We start from the raw sequence: 17,589 nt of genomic DNA on the forward strand, positions 1-17,589 counted from the left end.
CACTGCGTCTACCCATCAACTGGGTTCGAGATTTGCGTTCATTTCCTTGCCCCAAAACTCCGGCGACCAGCGCGGCCCCCATGTGTAAGGCAAATCGTTCCAGTCACGGCAAAGCCACCGGTCGGTGATCTTGTCCATGTCCGCGTAGAACTCCACCCAGCTCCCCCACGGATCGCGCACGTAGTGAAACAGATTGGAAGCGATCGCGTGCCGCCCGGGACCGAAGCCGTCACCGTATCCCGCTTCGCGCATTCGCCACGCCCCGTAGCCGATGTCGTCGAAGCTCGGCACCTGGAAGCTCGCGTGCTGGAAGCCCCGGTGGGAGCTATTGATCAACCCGAAACAATGATGATCGATGACGCCCTGACCCGCCGCCATGAACGCAACCTTGCCAGCGGCGCGGTCCGTCGTTCGCAAGCCCAGTACGTCCGAGTAGAACCGCTCGGCACGCGCCCATTCCGGTGTAAAGATAAGCAGGTGCCCGATTCGTAATGGCGGTCTGTCTTTCTCAAGGGTTTGCCACAAATTGATGTCGACACGATCGGCAGCACCACCGAAATTGAAGGTCGGGACCTCGACGCGCGGCAATGCATCGGCGGTCTCAGGATTCAGATGAATCCATGTGCCCCACGGATCCTCGAACCAGAGCCCCTCGCGCTGCCATCCGTCCGGGGCGCAGGGATAGACCTTGATTCCGGCGGCCTCGATGCACTGAGTCATGTCCGCAACCGACGTCGGCGCAATACGAAAGGACAGGTGATGCAGTCGCTTCTTCTCGCCTTGCATCAGCACGATTTCGTTGCTGGATCGACCCGGTGAGTTACACAGCAGCGCCCGGCCATCATCTGAGCGACGCACATCCAATCCGAACGTTGCGTAAAAGCGTTGTGCGACGTCCAGATCGGGTACGGTCATGCCGAAGCCGTTCAAACCCTCTACAGCAGACGTTGTCATAAGGCACCTCGATAGGGAAATTCGGTATCAGACACCGATCCGGATGCCGGATTTGCCGTGCAGATCAACGCGCGCCATCCGATTTCTGAGTTCTCCGAGGCCGCTTCCACGTACGATCACCTCGTCACCTTCATGGAGAAATACTTGCGGCTCGCGCGCATTGCCAACGCCGCTGGGCGTTCCCGTGAGCAACACGTCACCGGCACGTAACGTCATGCCAAACGACAATTCTGCGATCAGTTCGGGGATCGAGAACGCCATGAGTCGCGTGCTCGCCGACTGAAGCACCGTGCCGTTGACGACGCACTCAAGCTGGACGTTTGCGGGATCGATTTCGTCCGCGGGCACGATCCACGGCCCCAGCGGCATGGTTGCGTCGATACTCTTTCCCTTCAGCCATTGCCCGCCGTGACGTCGCTGGAGATCGCGCTGGGAGATGTCGTTGGCCAGGCAATAGCCCCACACATACTCCATCGCGTCCTCCACCGGAATGCTCCGTCCGGTCTTGCCGATAATGACCGCCATCTCGGCTTCATAGTCCCACTTGGCGGACAGCGACGCGTCGTACGCAATGTCATCGACCGGCCCGATCACGGTATCCGGCCCCTTGGTGAAAAACGTGGGGGCGGTAGGCGGGGGAACATCCTGCCCTTCCCGCTTTCCCTTGCCCTCTTCGAAGTGGTCCCAGTAGTTCCAACCGGTACAAAGTACGTCGCGATAAAAGCGCTGAATCGGCGCGAGCAGACGCGCTTCGCTAACCGCCACCCGAGGGGCATCGGGCGACGTCGCGTAGCGTCGGGCCTGCGCCAGTGCCTCCTTTCCACCGCCGATCAGCGCCACCATATCGCCCATCGACGCGGGCAGGATGATCCATTCGTCATCTTTTCTGACGGCGATGCGCTTCTCACCGTTGTATTGCAGCGTTGCGAAAGCCATGATGCTCCTCAGTGGGTAGTCACGATCTATCGATGCGATGTCTCAGACTTCAGACGTCAGACGTCAGGCCTGCGGCAAGACGGCGATGGCGTTGATCTCGATGAGATAGTCGGGCGAGACCATCTTGGTCACCTCGACCATCGTGGAAGCGGGCAGCGGCGGATGGAAATACTCGCGTCGTACCTTGTGGATGGCCTCGAAGTGCTCCATGTTGCGCACGTAGACGTCGACGCGACAAACATCCGCAAGCGTGCCGCCAGCGGCCGTGACAGCACTCTTGATGTTCTCGCAGACCTGACGGGTCTGCGCTTCGATGTCGCCAACACCGGCGATCGTGCCGTCGGGACGTCGAGCGGTCATCCCGGAAATAAACACGAGCTTGCCCTTCGCCTCGATGGTGGTCGCCTGCGAAAAGTGCCCGTTGGGCGTGCGCAGTGCGTCGGTGCTGATTTGCTCTTTCGCCATGATGAAAGTCCTGTTGTTAGCCTGCTGTCGTTAGCCTGCTGTCGTTAGCCTGATGAGGCGGTGAGTTGCTTCAGAGATCTGCCCATGCCGCTGGCGCTTGAACACCCGCGACGCTCGCCAGCCCGGCAAGCTGTCGTGCTACGTCGACGGCGACCGGGCATGTCTGCCCGTTTGCCTGAGCGACTTGCCAACTGATCTCCCCCGGGCTGTAAAGCCGTTCCGTACCGGCCGCGGGGGTCGACGTGCGGACCTTGGCGGCCAATTCGGATGCGCGCTGTTCGAGCGGCCGCTGCAAACCGAATTGCGAGGCATCGATTGCGAGAAATGCCTGCGCGCTGTTGTACGGCGTAGCGTTGGCACCGTAGAGCGGCCGCACCTCGTCGGCGACACCGCCGTCCGACAGGCCGCCGCATAGCAGATCGATCATGAAAGCCATGCCGAAGCCCTTCGGCCCCGCTGCTGGCAGCAGCATTCCTGCAATGGCCTTTGCTGCGTCCCGAGTAGGCATGCCGTGCGCGTCGACGGCCCAGCCCTCGGGAATCTCCTGCCCCGCCGCCTGCGCGAGCCGGATCTTGCCCATCGCGCTTGCGCTCATGGCCATATCGAGCTCTACGGGAATGTCGTCGGCGTGCGGCATCGCAATCGCCAACGGGTTGTTGCCGAGAACCCGTTCCGCTCCACCGGGGGCTGGCATCAACGGGCGGGTGTTCGCCATCGCAATGCCGACGCACCCCGCATCGGCTATTTTTCTCGCCCAGAATCCAGCTTCGCCGAAATGGAATGCGTTTCGTACGGTGACCATCGCCAGCCCGTAGCGTCGGGCTCTTTCGATGGCGAGCGTGATGGCCTGCTTCGCGCTCACCTGGCCGAGCACGTTTTCCGCATCGAGTACGACGACGGCCTTGGCGTCATGAGCGACCTGCGCGAACTCAGCCTTACTGACGGAGCCAGCGCGAATCCGCTCGATGTACATGGGCAACAGCATGACCCCGTGCGACGCTTTCCCCCCCAGATCGGCGGCAATCAGCGGGTCGGCCACCGACGTCGCCACCGCCATCGAGACGCCTTCGGCAACCAGAAGACTCACGACCAGTTCACGTAGTGTGTCGGTCGGCAAACGGACCGACGAGTTGTCAGTGAGCATCGCGTTCATCCGTGTACCAGTCGGGCTTCTGCGGATAGTGCGGACCGTCGTAGATCTCGACAACGACGGTCTCCTCATGCGCAATCGTCGGGCCGTGAACATTGCCCTTCGGGTTGCAATAGAAGCTTCCCGGCAACAGCGTGACGCCGGTGGACGTGTATTCGTACTTGCCGCTCAGGCAGTACATGAACTGATTGGACGCGTGGGAATGCGGGGCAGGAATGCCTGCGCCCTTCGAAAACTTGATCAGCGCGATCGACGCACCGGTTTCGTCGTCGCGCCAGAACATTTTCTCCGCCACACCGGCAAGCGATTTTTCCCGCCAGGGCATCTTTTCGCTGTGCAGCAGTATCTCGGCCATCGAAGGCATCGGCGCACCGGCCGTCGTTGTCTGCTTATCGTTACCGCTCATGAAATTGACTCCCGTTATGTGTCGACATTCACAAAAGCACGTGCGCTCAGATCGCTCCCGCCATCTCTGCCGTATGCGGCAACCACGGACGAAGCGCGAATTCGATGGCGGCAATCGCCAGATAAAGCAGCAGCCCGAGCAAAGCCAACGAAATCAGCGCAGCAAACGCGAGCGGCGTATTCAGCTGCGAATTGGCGACCAGCAGCAGGTTGCCGAGACCTTCGGTACTGCCCACAAACTCGCCGATCACCGCGCCGATCACCGCGAGCGTCACGGCGATTTTTGCACCGGAGATCACGTGTGGAAGCGCGGCAGGCATTTGAATCTTGAGAAAGATCTGCATGCGTGTCGCTCTCAGCGACGTGGCCAGTTCGATGAGATTGACCGGCGTGGTTCGTAGCCCTGTGGCGGTATCCACGACAATCGGAAAGAACGCGACCAGCCACACCAGTGCCAGCTTCGATTCGATGCCCGTGCCCAGCCAGACCAGCACGATAGGTGCGAGCGCCACCTTAGGCACCGACTGCATCGCGATGAGGAGCGGATAGAACATCCGGTTCAATATCGGCGAATTCGCAATGGCAAAAGCGATAGGAACGCCGACGATGAACGCCAGAGCAAAGCCATAGACGCATTCCAGGAGCGTGACCCACCCTTGCGACAGCAGCGCCGCCCGGTCGTCGACAAATGACTGTGCGATCTGAGTAGGCGTCGGAAGCACCGCAATAGGGACATGGAACATCACCACATACATCTGCCAGATGACCAGCAGCAGCACGATGCCGAACGCGGGATACCCGATCACGCGAAGGTTCAGTGTCTTCATTTCACGACTCCGAGTGCAGTGCTGGCCTGATGTTCGTAGGCCGTAAATTTCGGCGTGAACCGGAGTGCCTGCGTTCTGGGATAAGGGAAGTCGATGGCGATGCGTTCCGCGATTTTTGCCGGACGCTTGCTGAATACGAGGACTTCGTCGGACAGATAGACCGCTTCGGAAATGCTGTGCGTGACGAACATGACGGCAGCCCGCGTGTGTTCGCGAACAGACAACAGTAGATCGTGCATCTCCATACGTGTGAAATCGTCCAGCGCGCCGAACGGCTCATCCATCAATAGCAGCCGCGGCGCATGGATCAACGCGCGACACAACGCCACCCGTTGCTGCATGCCCCCGGAAAGCTCGTGCGGGCGAGCGCTGGTGAAGGCGTCCAGGCCGACCAGCGTAAGCAGTTCGTGTGCCCGGGTCTTGGCGGCTTTGTCGGCTTTCCCAAGGATCTCCATCGGGAACATCACGTTGGCCAGCACGTTGCGCCAGGGCATGAGATTGGCGCTCTGGAACACGAAGCCGAAGTCACGCTGTGGGCCGCTGATCGCTTTTCCATGGATCTTGACCACGCCCGTCGTGGACTTGGTCAATCCGGCCACGATCCGCAGTAACGTCGTCTTTCCGCAGCCGCTTGGCCCAAGCAGCGAAACCAGTTGTCCGGCGTCGAACGCGCAGCTCACCGCTTCGAGCGCGACCGTCTCGCCGTTCTTGCCGCGCGGCGGATAGATCTTGCTGACGTCTTCGATGGAGGCAAAAACGGCTTCGTTTGACGTAATGCCGCCCATGCCGGTCATGTCGAGCCGCGCGTTCATGCTGCCCCCTTGGGCAGGAAGTCGGTCGTGAACAGCGACGCCGCAGAAAGCGGTGCGCCCGGGATGCCGATGTTCTGCGCGATGAAATCGACGCTTCGCTGCATGCGGCCCGCGTCGATCCATCCCATGCCGAACCGACGCGTATCGGCACTCTGTGCGAGCGCGCTCAGCAGCTTGATCTCGCCGACGACGACTTCGCGATTGATACCCGGCACGTAGTTCGCCATGATCTCGCTGGCTGCTTGCGGATCCGCAATCGTGTCACGCCAGCCTTGCATGGCCGCCTTGACGAAGGCACGTACAGTGTCGGGCCGGGACTTGATCATGTCATCCTTGACCAGCAAACCGTTCGCGTACAGTTCGAGCCCGTGATCGGCGAGCAGCAATGTGCTCAGTTGCCCGCCGGGGAGCACCTTTTCCAACCCGACTTGCGTAAAGATGAAGTTTTCGATGGAGGGCACCTTCTTGCTGAGCAGCATGCCCACGCGCGCTGCACCATCGACGTTGACGAACTTGACGGAGCCCGGATCCAGCCGGTGCTGCTTCATGAAGCCCTGAATGACCTTGGGCGAGAAGCTTCCCGCGCCGCTGGCGATTTCCAGCCCGTTGAGTTGCTCGGGCTTGGTGACGTTCGCCCCTTGCGCGAGCGAGAAGACCGCGTAGGGAGCACTCTGATAGTTCATCGCGACGAACTTCGCGCTGCTTGCGCCGCGCCCTCTCGCCAGCGCAAGCGACACCACATCCGAAAACGCGAACTGCGCGATACCGGACTCAAGTGCCTGGATAGCTTGCGCAGTGCCCTGCCCCGGCACGATCTTGACGTTCAGTCCGGCCTGCTTGAAGTAACCCTTTCCCAACGCGACATACCACGGTGTGTGACGGCCCAGCGCGGTGAAATCGAGCGACAACGTCAGCTCGCCCTGACTCCGGTCTTGCGCCCCGGCCATCTGCCACCCGCCGGTAGCCCACCCTGCGGCGACAGCACCGAGACTTTTTACGACCTGCCGACGCTTGCTGTTCGTTGCCATTTCCGACCCCTAAGTAGAAATCCATGGATGACGCGGTCAAGCCAACTTCCCGCCGAGCCCTCACCGCGCGAAGTTGTATTTGTTCATGAGGCGTAATATAGTTTGTGACATACTGTGTGATATGTTACAGATTCGCAAGTGAAAAAATATTCCGATCGGAGCCTGTTGATGGATGCGCTGAAGTGGCCGCGGTGGCATCGTTTTTTCACCGAGCTGGTGATGCGTCGCTGTATGGCGGCGGCCGTCTACGGGGCGTTATCGGGTCGGGCGCACGTTGGTGCTCGGGTAGAATGCGATGCCCATCGTGGCCATCCGCACTGCTCGTGGTGGTTGATGCGGGGGATTGCTGTTTGTGCTCACCATCTTGCCCCGATTCGACGCGCGGGCACCGACATCCGTCTGGCGCACGTTCTGTCTCGCGTTGCGCCGCCGACGATGCTCAGCGATGAGTCCCCCACACCCGCACCACACGATGCACGCCCAGGTGGCATGAAGTCGCGTGAGGATGCAGAAGATGCATAAGATGCAGAAGTTGAGGAAGGAGATACCGTCAGAAATGCCCAAACCGAGTCCTATCGATCTCGAAACACCGAACGCAGCCCCGACGTCGTCGCCACTTCGACGTATCGCTAAGGGCGCGTCGCTCGCCGAGCAGGCGTACGTCGAGATCAAGCGACGCATTCTTTCGCTGGAGTTCGGTCCCGGCCAGTTTTTTAACGAACTGATGATTTGCGAGCTGATCGGTTTCAGCCGCTCGCCCGTGCATCACGCAATCCAGCGGTTGAAGCTTGAAGGACTGATCGACATCATTCCGCGCAAGGGGCTTCAGATACGCCGCGAGTCGATGGACGAGATACTGGATTTGCTCGAAGCGAGATGGGCAGTGGAAGCCAATGTTGCGGCATTGGCTGCGCAGCGGCGTACAGAGGCGCAGTTGAGCCGGATGCGGGAGCTGATCGAAGCGTCGCGCGAATTGAGTCGTGCGGACGACCGCGACAGATTCATGCAAATCGATCACGATTTCCACGCGATCATTGCCGAAGCGGCCGGGAACAGTGCGTTGACGGAAATCATGCGTTCGCTGCACGAGCGATCTGCGCGGCTTTGGAAGCTTCGCTTGCTCGCCCCGGGCGATCTCGCGCATACACAGGACGAGCACTCGGCAGTACTCGATGCCATTGCAACTGGCGACGCCCAGGCGGCCGCCAGCGCGATGGGGGCTCACCTGGCGTCGCTTCGTCGTCGGCGCGTCGCCCCTACGTCGTTTAGCGAACCGCTGCCATTGCATCCGATTGCGGAGTAAGCCGATACGCCGCGCCCGATTCCGGATGCGACGCTGAGGGATGGCATCGCGATGACGCGACGTGTCACCAAAAGAAAAGGGGTTAGCCGAAGCTAACCCCTTATTCCTTCTGTCCTGCTGGTCGGAGCGATAGGATTCGAACCTACGACCCTCTGATCCCAAATCAGATGCGCTACCAGGCTGCGCTACGCTCCGACGAAAGAGGACGAATTCTAGAGGCTTTCTTGCGCCGCGTCAAATCGTCGCGCAAGTTTCCGGCGTCTTCTGAGCATTTTCCCGATTTCAGCTGCACAATCATTACGCAATCATCGCGCCGATGACAGTCACGCGGCCGCCACGAAAACCCGCCATAGTGGGAGGTTCACCATGTCAGAACCCGTGTCGATGAACCTGATTCTCTGGCGTCACGCCGACGCCGAAAACCTGCCCGCCTCCCTCGCGCTCAGCGCACAAGCCGATCTCGCCCGCGAACTCACCGACCGAGGCCGCAAACAAGCCGAAAAGGCCGCCCAGTGGCTCCGCCCTCGCCTGCCCGACGACGCCCTCATCCTCACCAGCCCGGCTGTACGCGCCGTCCAGACCGCTCAGGCACTCTCACCTACCCCGCGCATCGTGCGCGACCTCGCGCCCGGCGCAAACGCCGTCACGCTGCTCGGTGCCATCGACTGGCCCGGCACCGCGCAGACCATCGTGCTCGTCGGCCATCAACCCGCCCTCGGCCAGCTCGCCGCACTCCTGCTGAGCGGCCAGGAAGCCTACTGGACAATCAAGAAAGGCGGCATCTGGTGGCTCGCCTCCCGTCGCCGTGAAGACGAGAGCCAGGTCGTCGTGCGCGCCGTGGTCAATCCCGATCTCATCTGACTCATTTGACGCTTGATCTGACATTTATCGACGGGCGACAAAATCGCCTCCGCTCGTCCCTCAATGCCCGGAAATGCCCGTGAATCGGACGATGTAAGGCGCCCGATAAGGGATCTGACTCATGACATCGGACGTTTTGTCATAGAATTGTCGCCTACCGTTCACGGAATCGACATTGATGCTTTTTAAAGTACGTCGCAACGCGACCGTCACAAAAAGGGCTTTTATGCGCGACCTGCCGAACCCCACTATGCCGCTCTCTTCGCTGACCCCTACGTCGCGGAGGCGTCTTCCTCGCCCTGAAACGCCTGTCAAACCGAATCTGGCTGTGGCGTGGGCACGCGACGAAAGCGAGCTTCGTGAAGCGCAGCACCTGAGATATCAGGTCTTCGCGGAAGAAATGGGCGCGTCGGTCAAGGGTCCCGCAGGCCTCGACGTCGACGAATACGACCAATATTGCGACCACCTGATCGTGCGCGATCAGGATTCGCTCAAGGTCGTCGGCACCTATCGCGTATTGCCCCCCTCGCAAGCCAAACGCCTCGGCCGTCTGTACTCCGAAGGAGAGTTCGATCTCTCGCGTCTGGATCATCTGCGCCCGAAGATGCTCGAAACCGGTCGCTCGTGCGTGCACACGGACTACCGCAACGGCGCCGTCATCATGGCCCTGTGGAGCGGTCTGGCCGAGTACATGCTGCGCAACGGCCTCGAGACCATGCTCGGCTGCGCCAGCGTGCCGATGGCCGACGGTGGTCACTATGCCGCCAGCCTCTATCGCAAGCTGCAAGACACCTCGATGGCCCCGGCCGAGTACCACGCCGTACCCCGTATCGCCCTGCCGGTGGACGAGCTGCAATCGACCCTCGACGTCGAGCCGCCCGCCCTCGTCAAAGGCTACCTGCGCCTTGGCGCCCGCATCTGCGGCGCACCGGCCTGGGATCCTGACTTCAACACCGCAGACTTTCTCACGCTGTTCCGCCTGTCCGACATGAACCCGCGTTACGCGCGTCACTTCCTCGGACCGGAACTCGTCAGCAAACTCCAACAAGCCTGACCGGCACCGATCTCCCCCCAAGTATTTCGTCCCCGCTCAATACCCTGAGGGACAACAAAAAGCCCGGCAAAAGCCGGGCTTTTTTGTGGCCATCTACGCGCCCTGAACTGGGCGCACCGCAGGCGTCAGGCGTACACCACCTTGTAACGCATCCCGATCTTCTCCCACTCCTGGGCCTCGCGTTGCAGGCTGTAATCGGTCAGCGGATTGGCTTCGATCCATGCACGCGGCACGGAGACCTGGAAACCATCGTCGAGGCGTTCGACATCGATACTCTCCGGCAGCGCATCGGTACGGCGGCGACAGAACAGCACCGCGAGCCGCAGGCAGAACAGCAACTGCCAGTCGACCTGCTGGGCTTGCGACGCCAGCTTGCCCAGCTTGCCGACGTGCCCCAGCAGCAACTCGGCGAGCCGCGCCTGATCCGGACGCGAGAAACCCGGCATGTCGGCGTTACTGCCTATGTAAGCCGAATGCTTGTGATAGGCGCTGTGCGAGATCGACAGGCCCATCTCGTGCAGCGACGACGCCCAATTGAGCAACGCTTCGCCTTCCTCGCGTCCGTCGTCCTGCGCGTCATCGGAGGCGTCATCGACGACATCGAAATCGACCGGCAACTGACGGTACAGCGACACGGCCAGACGCCCCACTCGCTCCGCCTGCGCACGGTCCACGCCGTAACGGCGCACGAACTGCTCGACGGTCACAGCGCGCATGTCCTGATGCTGCGTACGGCCCAGCAAGTCGTACATCACGCCCAGACGCAGCGCGGCGTCCGTCGTCTCCATATGGTCGACTTCGAGTTCGTTGAAGACAGACAGCATGATGGACAGGCCGCCCGGCAGCACCGGAATACGATCCTGCTTGAGGCCCGCCAGTTTGAGACGGTTGGCGTTCTCCGCTTTGATGAGCGCGCGTTTCAACCGCTCAAGACCGCCACGCGTGAGGCCATGTACACCACCGTCGTTGAAGCCATTGGCTTCGAGCAACTCAGCCAGCGCCCGCGCCGTACCCGAAGAGCCGATGGCCTGCGACCAGCCAGCTTCGCGGAAAGCCGACGAAATGATCTGGATTTCGCGACGCGCGGCCAGTTCGGCCTGCTTCATCGCATACTCGTCGACGTTGCCGCTAGGGAAGAACTGACGGCTGTGGCTCACACAACCGATATAAAGACTCTCCATGATCAGCGGTTCGTAATCCTGGCCGATGATGAATTCCGTCGAGCCGCCGCCAATATCCACCACAAGACGATTGCCCGGGCACGTCGGCACTGAATGCGCCGCGCCCGCGTAAATCAGACGCGCTTCTTCGCGTCCGGCGATCACTTCGATTGGGAACCCAAGCGCCCGCTGCGCTTCGCCCAGAAAGTCCTGCGCGTTTTTGGCCACGCGCAACGTGTTCGTCGCGACCGCGCGCACCTGGTCAGGATGAAAACCACGCAGGCGCTCGCCGAAGCGTTTGAGCACGTCCCAGCCGCGTTGCTGCGACGGATGATCGAGATACTTCTCAGCGTTCAGGCCAGCGGCGAGTCGCACCGGTTCGCGCAGCGCATCGACCTGATAGATCTGAGTGCCGGCGGAAGTCTCCTCCACGCGACCGATGATCAGGCGAAAACTGTTCGAGCCGAGATCGACGGCCGCTAACAAGGGCGATGGGGTACTCATGTGAGGGTGCGCCTGAGCGAAGAATGCCGTAATGTCCGATGCTTAACTTTAAAAGCATGACGGCCACTCGACAAATAAATGACGAATAAGTTACAAATCGAATATGACACGTCGTTGACAAATGTGAATGTCATATAACTGTAACAATACGGATGAAGAATTCACGCCAATCCCATGTCTTTCGCACGTTCAATATGAATTACCCGCTGCTCAACCGAGAGCTGGGCATTCTCGCGTTTAACGAACGCGTGCTTGCCCAGGCGGCCGATCCGGCCACGCCACTGCTCGAGCGCCTGCGCTTTGTCTGTATCGTGAGTAGCAATCTGGATGAATTCTTCGAAATCCGCGTCGCCGGACTGAAAGAGCAGATGCGCGAGAATCCGGGCATGCTCACGCCGGACGGCATGACTTTTCAGCAAGTTTACACGCAAGTCTGCGCCCGGGCACAAGCGCTCGTCGAAAAGCAGTACGCCATGTTCGACAGCATCCTGCCGCTGCTCGAAGCCGAAGGCATCGCGTTCCACCCGTCCGGCCAATGGAACGACGCGCAGGTCGAATGGGCCCGCGACTACTTCATGCGTGAACTCGTGCCGGTGCTCACGCCCATCGGACTGGACCCCGCTCACCCGTTCCCGCGTGTACTGAATAAGAGTCTGAACTTCGCCGTCGAACTCGAAGGCAAGGACGCTTTCGGCCGCGACGCCGAACTCGCCATCGTCCAGGCCCCGCGTGCCTTGCCCCGCCTCGTACCGATGCCGCCCGCGCTCGCTCCGCTGCCCAACAGCTTCGTGCTGCTCAGCTCGCTCATGCTGCGCTTTGCCAGCGAGCTGTTTCCGGGCCTCACCGCCAAGGGCTGCCACCAGTTCCGAGTCACGCGTAACAGCGACCTGTTCGTCGACGAAGACGAAATCACCAACCTTCGCACGGCGCTTCAGGGCGAACTCCCGGCCCGCCACCTCGGCGACGCCGTGCGCCTCGAAGTCGATGCCGGCGCCCCTGCCCGCCTCGTGCGCCGTCTTCAGACGGAATGCGGGCTCGCCGATTCGGACTGCTACCGCGTGAAGGGCCCCGTCAATCTCGTGCGGCTGATGCCGCTGCCCGAGATGGTCGACCGCCCGGACCTGAAGTTCGTGCCGTTCGTGCCTGCACTGCCCAAGCGCATGAGCGCGTCGCCTGCCATGTTCGATCTCATCGATCAGGGCGATCTGCTGCTGCACCATCCGTACGACAGCTTCCAGCCCGTGCTCGAATTGCTGCTGCAAGCCGCACGCGATCCCGACGTGGTGGCGATCAAGCAGACGATCTATCGCACCGGCAACGAGTCGTCGCTGATGGACGCCCTCATGGAAGCGGCCCGCAACGGCAAGGAAGTGACGGTCGTCGTGGAACTGCTGGCGCGCTTCGACGAAGAGACAAACATCAACTGGGCCGCACGGCTCGAAGCGGTAAGTGCGCACGTCGTCTATGGCGTGGTCGGCCACAAGTGCCACGCGAAGATGCTGCTCGTGGTGCGTCGCACGCGCCAGGGCAAGAAGACGTTCCTCAAGCGCTACGTCCACCTCGGCACAGGCAACTATCACCCACGTACCGCACGCTTGTACACGGACTTTGGCCTGATGACGGCCGACGAAGCGCTGTGCGCCGACGTGCACGTCGTTTTCCAGCAACTGACCGGCATCGGCCGTCAGACGCATCTGAACGGCCTCTGGCAGTCGCCGTTCACCATGCACACGCATCTGCTCGAAGCAATCCGCCGCGAGACGGAAGCGGCCGCTGCAGGCAAGAAGGCACGCATCATCGCGAAGATGAACGCGTTGCTGGAACCGACGATCATCGCCGAGCTGTACAAGGCGTCTCGTGCGGGCGTGAAGATCGACCTGATCGTGCGTGGCGTGTGTTCGCTGCGCGCCGGTGTGAAGGGATTGTCCGAAAACATCACCGTACGCTCGATTGTCGGACGCTTCCTCGAACACCATCGCATCTATTACTTCTATGCGAACGGCGACGAGCACGTGATGCTGTCCAGCGCCGACTGGATGGAGCGCAACTTCTTCCGTCGCGTGGAAGTGGCGTTCCCGGTGCGCGACAAGCGCCTGAAGGCCCGCGTGATTCGCGAGGGGCTGATGGTGCATCTGCGCGACAACGTGCTGTCGTGGCTGATGCGTCCGGACGGCAGCTACCTGCGCCGCCGTGCGGGCAAGACGCCGTACAACAGTCAGATGGTGCTCATGCAGGAGATCGCACAGCACGTGCAAACGGGTAACTAAGCCGACGGGCTTTGCACTCACCATTGAAAAAGGGGCCGAAAAAGCCCCTTCTTCATTTCAGCGACAAGTCACAGGTCAACCATTCACCGACGCATCCGACGGCGTATCGACCGGTGCGCGATGCACCACACGCGTCGGCGGGAAATGGATGGCGAACGTGCTGCCATGCCCTTCCTCGCTCGTCACGCGCAGATCGGCCTGATGGCGTGTGAGCACGTGCTTGACGATCGCCAGCCCGAGTCCGGTGCCGCCCGTATCGCGCGAACGGCTGCGGTCGATGCGATAGAAACGCTCGGTCAGGCGAGGAATGTGCTCGGCCGGAATGCCCAGCCCGGAGTCGATCACCGCGAAGCGAGCGCCGCCGTCGTCCGTCGGACCCCATTCGATGCGGATCTTGCCGCCCTGCGGCGTGTAACGCACGGCATTACTCACGAGGTTGCTGAACGCGCTATGCAACTCGCCTTCCGCACCGCGCAGATCGAGCCCCTCGGACCCCGTCACTTCGATCACGTGCTGACCTTGCGACAGGCCTTCGGCGTCGCCGCGCAGGGAACGCATCTGCATGCCCATGTCGATGCGGTCGTCCGAGGGCGGCTTGCCGCTGCCTTCGAGCTTCGCCAGCGTGAGCAGATCGTTCACGATGTTCTGCATGCGACCCGCCTGCTGACGCATGATTTCCACGTAGCGCTGGATCTCGTCCGGGGACAGCGGCAGTTCGCCCACCGTCTCGAGAAAGCCGGAAAGCACCGTGAGCGGCGTCTTCAGCTCGTGCGAGACGTTGGCCACGAAGTCACGGCGCATCGCGTCGGTGCGCTCAAGATCGGTCACGTCGAGCGAGATGATCAGCTTGCGATTGTCGCCGTAAGGAAATACCTGCATCGACAGCACGTTGTTGCGCTTCTCGCCCATGTGATGCATGAGCAGCGCTTCATCGTAGCGTTCGGACGACAGGTAATGCACAAAGGCCGGGGTGCGCAGGAGATGGGTGATCTGTTGACGCAGATCGCGCTTGGCGTCGATGCCGAAGTGCATCTCGGCAATCGCATTGCACCACTCGATCTGATTGTGCTCGTCGAGCATGATCACGCCGTTGGGCGATGCCTGGATCGCCTGAATGAAACGCGCGTGCTGTTGTTCCACCTGCTTGACCTGGTTATGCCAGCGCTTGGCCAGCTTGTGCAGCCGGTAATAGATTTCGCCCCACAACCCGAGAGCGCTCGGCACTTCCCCATAGACCGGGGCGTCGAGCAAACGCCAAAGGCGCTGGGCGTGATAGACGTTGAAGAAAAGCTGAATCACCAACAGGGCGACTGCGGTGACATAACCCACGCTTGCGCCAAAGAGCCAGCCGACGGCCACTGAAATGGCCGCTTGCAGGATCAGAAACGCCAGCGCACGGGCCCAGATGATATTCATAGACGATGCACAGGAATTTTGCCGCGCGTCGCCGGGAGGACGCGAGCGGCATGGGCACGGCAGCTTTCGACGGGGTCGACCGGCCGTGAGCCTGACCGGATCGCCCCGCCGCGTCAGACCGACTTCGTCAGTCGGTAGCCGCTGCCGCGTACGGTCTCGATCATAGCATCGTGGCCTGCCGGCTTGAGGGCAGCGCGAAGGCGCTTGATATGCACGTCCACCGTACGTTCTTCGACGAAAACGTGATCGCCCCACACCTGATCGAGCAACTGCGAGCGGCTGTGCACGCGCTCCGGGTGCGTCATGAAGAAGTGCAGCAGACGGAATTCCGTCGGCCCGAGGTCCAGCTTGATGTCGCCGCTCGACTGGTGGCTCGTCACGCGATGCGTGGCCGGGTCCAGCTTCAGGCCGTTCACGCTCACCACGTCTTCGGTCAGCTGCGGCGCACGACGGCGCAGCACAGCCTTGATGCGCGCCATCAGTTCCTTCGGCGAGAACGGCTTGGTGACGTAGTCGTCCGCACCGATCTCGAGCCCCATCACTTTGTCTTGCTCTTCGCTGCGCGCAGTGAGCATGATGATGGGCACGTGCTTGGTGCGCTCGTTCGCACGCAGCTCACGCGCGAACGTCACGCCCGACTTGCCAGGCAGCATCCAGTCGAGCAGAACGAGATCCGGCAGGACGTCGCTGATCAACGTGAGCGCCTGCTCAGCGTTGTACGCCCGAATCGGATAGTGACCCGCGTGTTGCAAGTTAACGGAGATCAGCTCGGAAATCGCCGGCTCGTCTTCCACGATCAGAATGCTGCTAGGCATCGGTTCCTCTCAAACCTTCAGTAATGTCGGGCGGTCTTATTCGCCTCAATCCCTTATTCGCCTTGCACTTTGCGCTGCAAGTCTTCGCGCGAAATGTGCCGGACGTCGGTGCCCTTGACAATGTAAATGATGAATTCGGCGATGTTCTTCGCGTGATCGCCGATACGCTCGATAGCCTTGGCAATGAACAGGAAGTCCAGACCGGCGGAGATGGTCCGCGGATCTTCCATCATGTACGTCACCAATTTTCGCACGAAGCCACGGAATTCATTGTCGATGGCCTTGTCGTCACGCACGATCTCGGCGGCGGCCACGATGTCCAGCCGCGCGAACGCGTCGAGCGTACGGCGCAGCAGTTGCGCCGCCATCTCGCCCGAGAGCTTGATTTCGGCGAAATTCACGCTTTGCGCCGCGCCGTCTTCCAGCAGGTGACGGGTACGTTTGGCGATCTTCTCGGCCTCGTCGCCAGCGCGTTCAAGGTTGGTGATCGTCTTCGAAATCGACAGCAGCAGACGCAGGTCACGCGCAGTCGGCTGGCGACGGGCGATGATCTTGCTGCACTCCTCGTCGATCTCGACTTCCAGAGTGTTCAGACGATGCTCGTTCGAGATCACTTCGTCGACCAGCGTGCGGTCGAACGTGTTCAGGCCCTGCATCGCCGTGACGATCTGGGATTCGACCAGGCCGCCCATTTCGAGGACGCGCGAGCAAACCTGATTCAGGTCGGTATCGAACTGGCTGGAAAGGTGTTTATCGTTCATGTCGCGGGTTTCCTCGTGGCATCAACCGAAACGGCCGGTGATGTAGTCTTCGGTCTCTTTGCGGTCCGGCTTGATGAAGATCTTTTCGGTCTCGCCGAATTCGATCAGTTCGCCCAGGTACATATACGCCGTGAAGTCCGAGCAACGTGCGGCCTGCTGCATGTTGTGGGTCACGATCACGACCGTGTAGTCGTCCTTGAGTTCGGCGATCAGTTCTTCGATGCGGCCCGTGGAAATCGGGTCGAGTGCCGAGCACGGTTCGTCGAGCAGCAGCACTTCCGGACGAATCGCGATACCGCGTGCGATACAAAGACGCTGCTGCTGACCGCCCGACAGGCCGTAGCCCGACTGTTGCAGCTTGTCCTTCACTTCGCTCCACAGCGCGGCCTTCGTCAGGGCCCACTCCACGCGATCGTCCATTTCCGAGCGCGAGAGCTTTTCGAACAGGCGCACACCGAACGCAATGTTGTCGTAGATCGACATCGGGAACGGCGTCGGCTTCTGGAACACCATGCCGACCTTGGCGCGCAGCAGCGCGATGTCTTGCTTGGCGGTCAGCAGGTTCTCACCGTCCATGTTGATCTCGCCCTCGGCGCGTTGCTCCGGGTAGAGGGCGTACATCTTGTTGAACGTGCGCAGCAGGGTCGACTTGCCGCAACCCGACGGGCCGATGAAGGCCGTCACCTTACGGTCGGGAATGCGCAGGTTAATGTTCTTGAGCGCGTGGTACTTGTCGTAGAAGAAGTTCAGGTTCTTGACTTCGATCTTCGAGGGCAGCTTGATTTCTTGAGTCGGGTTCGTCATGGTCTGTCTCAACCGTCAGGTATGCGTTGGTCGTCGCGTTATGGTCGCGTGATGTCGTTCGAAGTTG

17 protein-coding genes and 1 tRNA gene are annotated in these 17,589 nt (G+C 61.0%); 4 read left to right on the plus strand and 14 right to left on the minus strand.

The annotated features are described in order from the left end of the window. Window positions 1-15: 15 nt before the first annotated feature. From PCO31010_RS06125 to PCO31010_RS06160, 8 genes are all read right to left on the minus strand, one after another. A complete protein-coding gene (locus PCO31010_RS06125) occupies window positions 16-954 on the minus strand; it encodes a VOC family protein (protein ID WP_150663395.1) in 939 nt (312 codons plus the stop codon). A 27-nt stretch (window positions 955-981) separates the two neighbouring features. Continuing rightward, window positions 982-1,890 carry a fumarylacetoacetate hydrolase family protein gene (locus PCO31010_RS06130; RefSeq protein WP_150663396.1) on the minus strand — a complete coding sequence of 303 codons (909 nt, stop codon included), beginning with the start codon at window positions 1,888-1,890 and terminating at the stop codon, window positions 982-984. Between the two features lie 63 nt (window positions 1,891-1,953). After that, a complete protein-coding gene (locus PCO31010_RS06135; RefSeq protein ID WP_150663397.1) occupies window positions 1,954-2,355 on the minus strand; it encodes a RidA family protein in 402 nt (133 codons plus the stop codon). A 70-nt stretch (window positions 2,356-2,425) separates the two neighbouring features. Beyond that, complete coding sequence (locus PCO31010_RS06140) at window positions 2,426-3,499, minus strand: Ldh family oxidoreductase (RefSeq protein WP_150663398.1); 1,074 nt, start codon at window positions 3,497-3,499, stop codon at window positions 2,426-2,428. Beyond that, window positions 3,489-3,911, minus strand: a complete 423-nt coding sequence (locus PCO31010_RS06145) for a cupin domain-containing protein (RefSeq protein WP_217426130.1) — start codon at window positions 3,909-3,911, stop codon at window positions 3,489-3,491. The genes PCO31010_RS06140 and PCO31010_RS06145 overlap by 11 nt, the downstream gene beginning before the upstream one ends. 46 nt (window positions 3,912-3,957) lie before the next feature. Beyond that, window positions 3,958-4,737: an ABC transporter permease gene (locus PCO31010_RS06150; protein WP_150663399.1), complete on the minus strand. Its 780-nt coding sequence runs from the start codon at window positions 4,735-4,737 to the stop codon at window positions 3,958-3,960. Beyond that, on the minus strand, window positions 4,734-5,549 hold the full coding sequence (locus PCO31010_RS06155; protein ID WP_246184459.1) for an ABC transporter ATP-binding protein: 816 nt from the start codon (window positions 5,547-5,549) through the stop codon (window positions 4,734-4,736). The genes PCO31010_RS06150 and PCO31010_RS06155 overlap by 4 nt, the downstream gene beginning before the upstream one ends. Continuing rightward, window positions 5,546-6,577 carry an ABC transporter substrate-binding protein gene (locus PCO31010_RS06160; RefSeq protein WP_150663400.1) on the minus strand — a complete coding sequence of 344 codons (1,032 nt, stop codon included), beginning with the start codon at window positions 6,575-6,577 and terminating at the stop codon, window positions 5,546-5,548. The genes PCO31010_RS06155 and PCO31010_RS06160 overlap by 4 nt, the downstream gene beginning before the upstream one ends. Window positions 6,578-7,133: 556 nt before the next feature. Between PCO31010_RS06160 and PCO31010_RS06165 the strand changes: the two genes are divergently transcribed. Continuing rightward, window positions 7,134-7,880 (plus strand): GntR family transcriptional regulator, encoded by a 747-nt coding sequence (locus tag PCO31010_RS06165; RefSeq protein ID WP_174984386.1) that lies wholly within the window; start codon window positions 7,134-7,136, stop codon window positions 7,878-7,880. A gap of 118 nt (window positions 7,881-7,998) precedes the next feature. Here PCO31010_RS06165 and PCO31010_RS06170 read toward each other — a convergent pair. Then, window positions 7,999-8,075: transfer RNA gene (locus PCO31010_RS06170), tRNA-Pro, on the minus strand. A gap of 189 nt (window positions 8,076-8,264) precedes the next feature. Between PCO31010_RS06170 and PCO31010_RS06175 the strand changes: the two genes are divergently transcribed. Beyond that, window positions 8,265-8,741, plus strand: coding sequence for a SixA phosphatase family protein (locus PCO31010_RS06175; protein ID WP_039402684.1), 477 nt, complete (start codon window positions 8,265-8,267; stop codon window positions 8,739-8,741). A gap of 226 nt (window positions 8,742-8,967) precedes the next feature. After that, window positions 8,968-9,795 (plus strand): GNAT family N-acetyltransferase, encoded by an 828-nt coding sequence (locus PCO31010_RS06180; RefSeq protein ID WP_150578130.1) that lies wholly within the window; start codon window positions 8,968-8,970, stop codon window positions 9,793-9,795. A 125-nt stretch (window positions 9,796-9,920) separates the two neighbouring features. On the opposite strand, the gene ppx is transcribed toward PCO31010_RS06180, so the two are convergent. After that, complete coding sequence (gene ppx, locus PCO31010_RS06185; RefSeq protein ID WP_150663402.1) at window positions 9,921-11,459, minus strand: exopolyphosphatase; 1,539 nt, start codon at window positions 11,457-11,459, stop codon at window positions 9,921-9,923. Window positions 11,460-11,611: 152 nt separating this feature from the next. On the opposite strand from ppx, the gene ppk1 reads away from it, so the two are divergent. Continuing rightward, on the plus strand, window positions 11,612-13,726 hold the full coding sequence (gene ppk1, locus PCO31010_RS06190) for a polyphosphate kinase 1 (RefSeq protein ID WP_150663403.1): 2,115 nt from the start codon (window positions 11,612-11,614) through the stop codon (window positions 13,724-13,726). A gap of 75 nt (window positions 13,727-13,801) precedes the next feature. Here ppk1 and phoR read toward each other — a convergent pair whose 3' ends face one another. From phoR to pstB, 4 genes are all read right to left on the minus strand, one after another. After that, window positions 13,802-15,142: a phosphate regulon sensor histidine kinase PhoR gene (gene phoR, locus PCO31010_RS06195; protein WP_150663404.1), complete on the minus strand. Its 1,341-nt coding sequence runs from the start codon at window positions 15,140-15,142 to the stop codon at window positions 13,802-13,804. Between the two features lie 113 nt (window positions 15,143-15,255). Further along, the gene (gene phoB / locus PCO31010_RS06200; protein WP_010805263.1) at window positions 15,256-15,957 is read right to left on the minus strand and encodes a phosphate regulon transcriptional regulator PhoB; all 702 of its coding nucleotides are present in this window, start codon (window positions 15,955-15,957) and stop codon (window positions 15,256-15,258) included. A gap of 53 nt (window positions 15,958-16,010) precedes the next feature. Then, complete coding sequence (gene phoU / locus PCO31010_RS06205; RefSeq protein WP_039397160.1) at window positions 16,011-16,718, minus strand: phosphate signaling complex protein PhoU; 708 nt, start codon at window positions 16,716-16,718, stop codon at window positions 16,011-16,013. A 21-nt stretch (window positions 16,719-16,739) separates the two neighbouring features. Next, on the minus strand, window positions 16,740-17,522 hold the full coding sequence (gene pstB, locus PCO31010_RS06210; protein ID WP_039397158.1) for a phosphate ABC transporter ATP-binding protein PstB: 783 nt from the start codon (window positions 17,520-17,522) through the stop codon (window positions 16,740-16,742). Between the last annotated feature and the right edge of the window lie 67 nt (window positions 17,523-17,589).

This window comes from Pandoraea commovens, assembly GCF_902459615.1.
GTDB lineage: Bacteria > Pseudomonadota > Gammaproteobacteria > Burkholderiales > Burkholderiaceae > Pandoraea > Pandoraea commovens.

Coding starts and splice junctions, on each gene's coding strand:
- PCO31010_RS06165 (WP_174984386.1), top strand. CDS start 7,134: ATGCCCAAACCGAGTCCTATCGATCTCGAAACACCGAACGCAGCCCCG.
- PCO31010_RS06180 (WP_150578130.1), top strand. CDS start 8,968: ATGCGCGACCTGCCGAACCCCACTATGCCGCTCTCTTCGCTGACCCCT.
- PCO31010_RS06135 (WP_150663397.1), bottom strand. CDS start 2,355: ATGGCGAAAGAGCAAATCAGCACCGACGCACTGCGCACGCCCAACGGG.
- phoB (WP_010805263.1), bottom strand. CDS start 15,957: ATGCCTAGCAGCATTCTGATCGTGGAAGACGAGCCGGCGATTTCCGAG.
- PCO31010_RS06155 (WP_246184459.1), bottom strand. CDS start 5,549: ATGAACGCGCGGCTCGACATGACCGGCATGGGCGGCATTACGTCAAAC.
- phoR (WP_150663404.1), bottom strand. CDS start 15,142: ATGAATATCATCTGGGCCCGTGCGCTGGCGTTTCTGATCCTGCAAGCG.
- PCO31010_RS06125 (WP_150663395.1), bottom strand. CDS start 954: ATGACAACGTCTGCTGTAGAGGGTTTGAACGGCTTCGGCATGACCGTA.
- ppx (WP_150663402.1), bottom strand. CDS start 11,459: ATGAGTACCCCATCGCCCTTGTTAGCGGCCGTCGATCTCGGCTCGAAC.
- PCO31010_RS06140 (WP_150663398.1), bottom strand. CDS start 3,499: ATGCTCACTGACAACTCGTCGGTCCGTTTGCCGACCGACACACTACGT.
- phoU (WP_039397160.1), bottom strand. CDS start 16,718: ATGAACGATAAACACCTTTCCAGCCAGTTCGATACCGACCTGAATCAG.
- PCO31010_RS06175 (WP_039402684.1), top strand. CDS start 8,265: ATGAACCTGATTCTCTGGCGTCACGCCGACGCCGAAAACCTGCCCGCC.
- ppk1 (WP_150663403.1), top strand. CDS start 11,612: ATGAAGAATTCACGCCAATCCCATGTCTTTCGCACGTTCAATATGAAT.
- PCO31010_RS06160 (WP_150663400.1), bottom strand. CDS start 6,577: ATGGCAACGAACAGCAAGCGTCGGCAGGTCGTAAAAAGTCTCGGTGCT.
- PCO31010_RS06145 (WP_217426130.1), bottom strand. CDS start 3,911: ATGAGCGGTAACGATAAGCAGACAACGACGGCCGGTGCGCCGATGCCT.
- PCO31010_RS06130 (WP_150663396.1), bottom strand. CDS start 1,890: ATGGCTTTCGCAACGCTGCAATACAACGGTGAGAAGCGCATCGCCGTC.
- pstB (WP_039397158.1), bottom strand. CDS start 17,522: ATGACGAACCCGACTCAAGAAATCAAGCTGCCCTCGAAGATCGAAGTC.
- PCO31010_RS06150 (WP_150663399.1), bottom strand. CDS start 4,737: ATGAAGACACTGAACCTTCGCGTGATCGGGTATCCCGCGTTCGGCATC.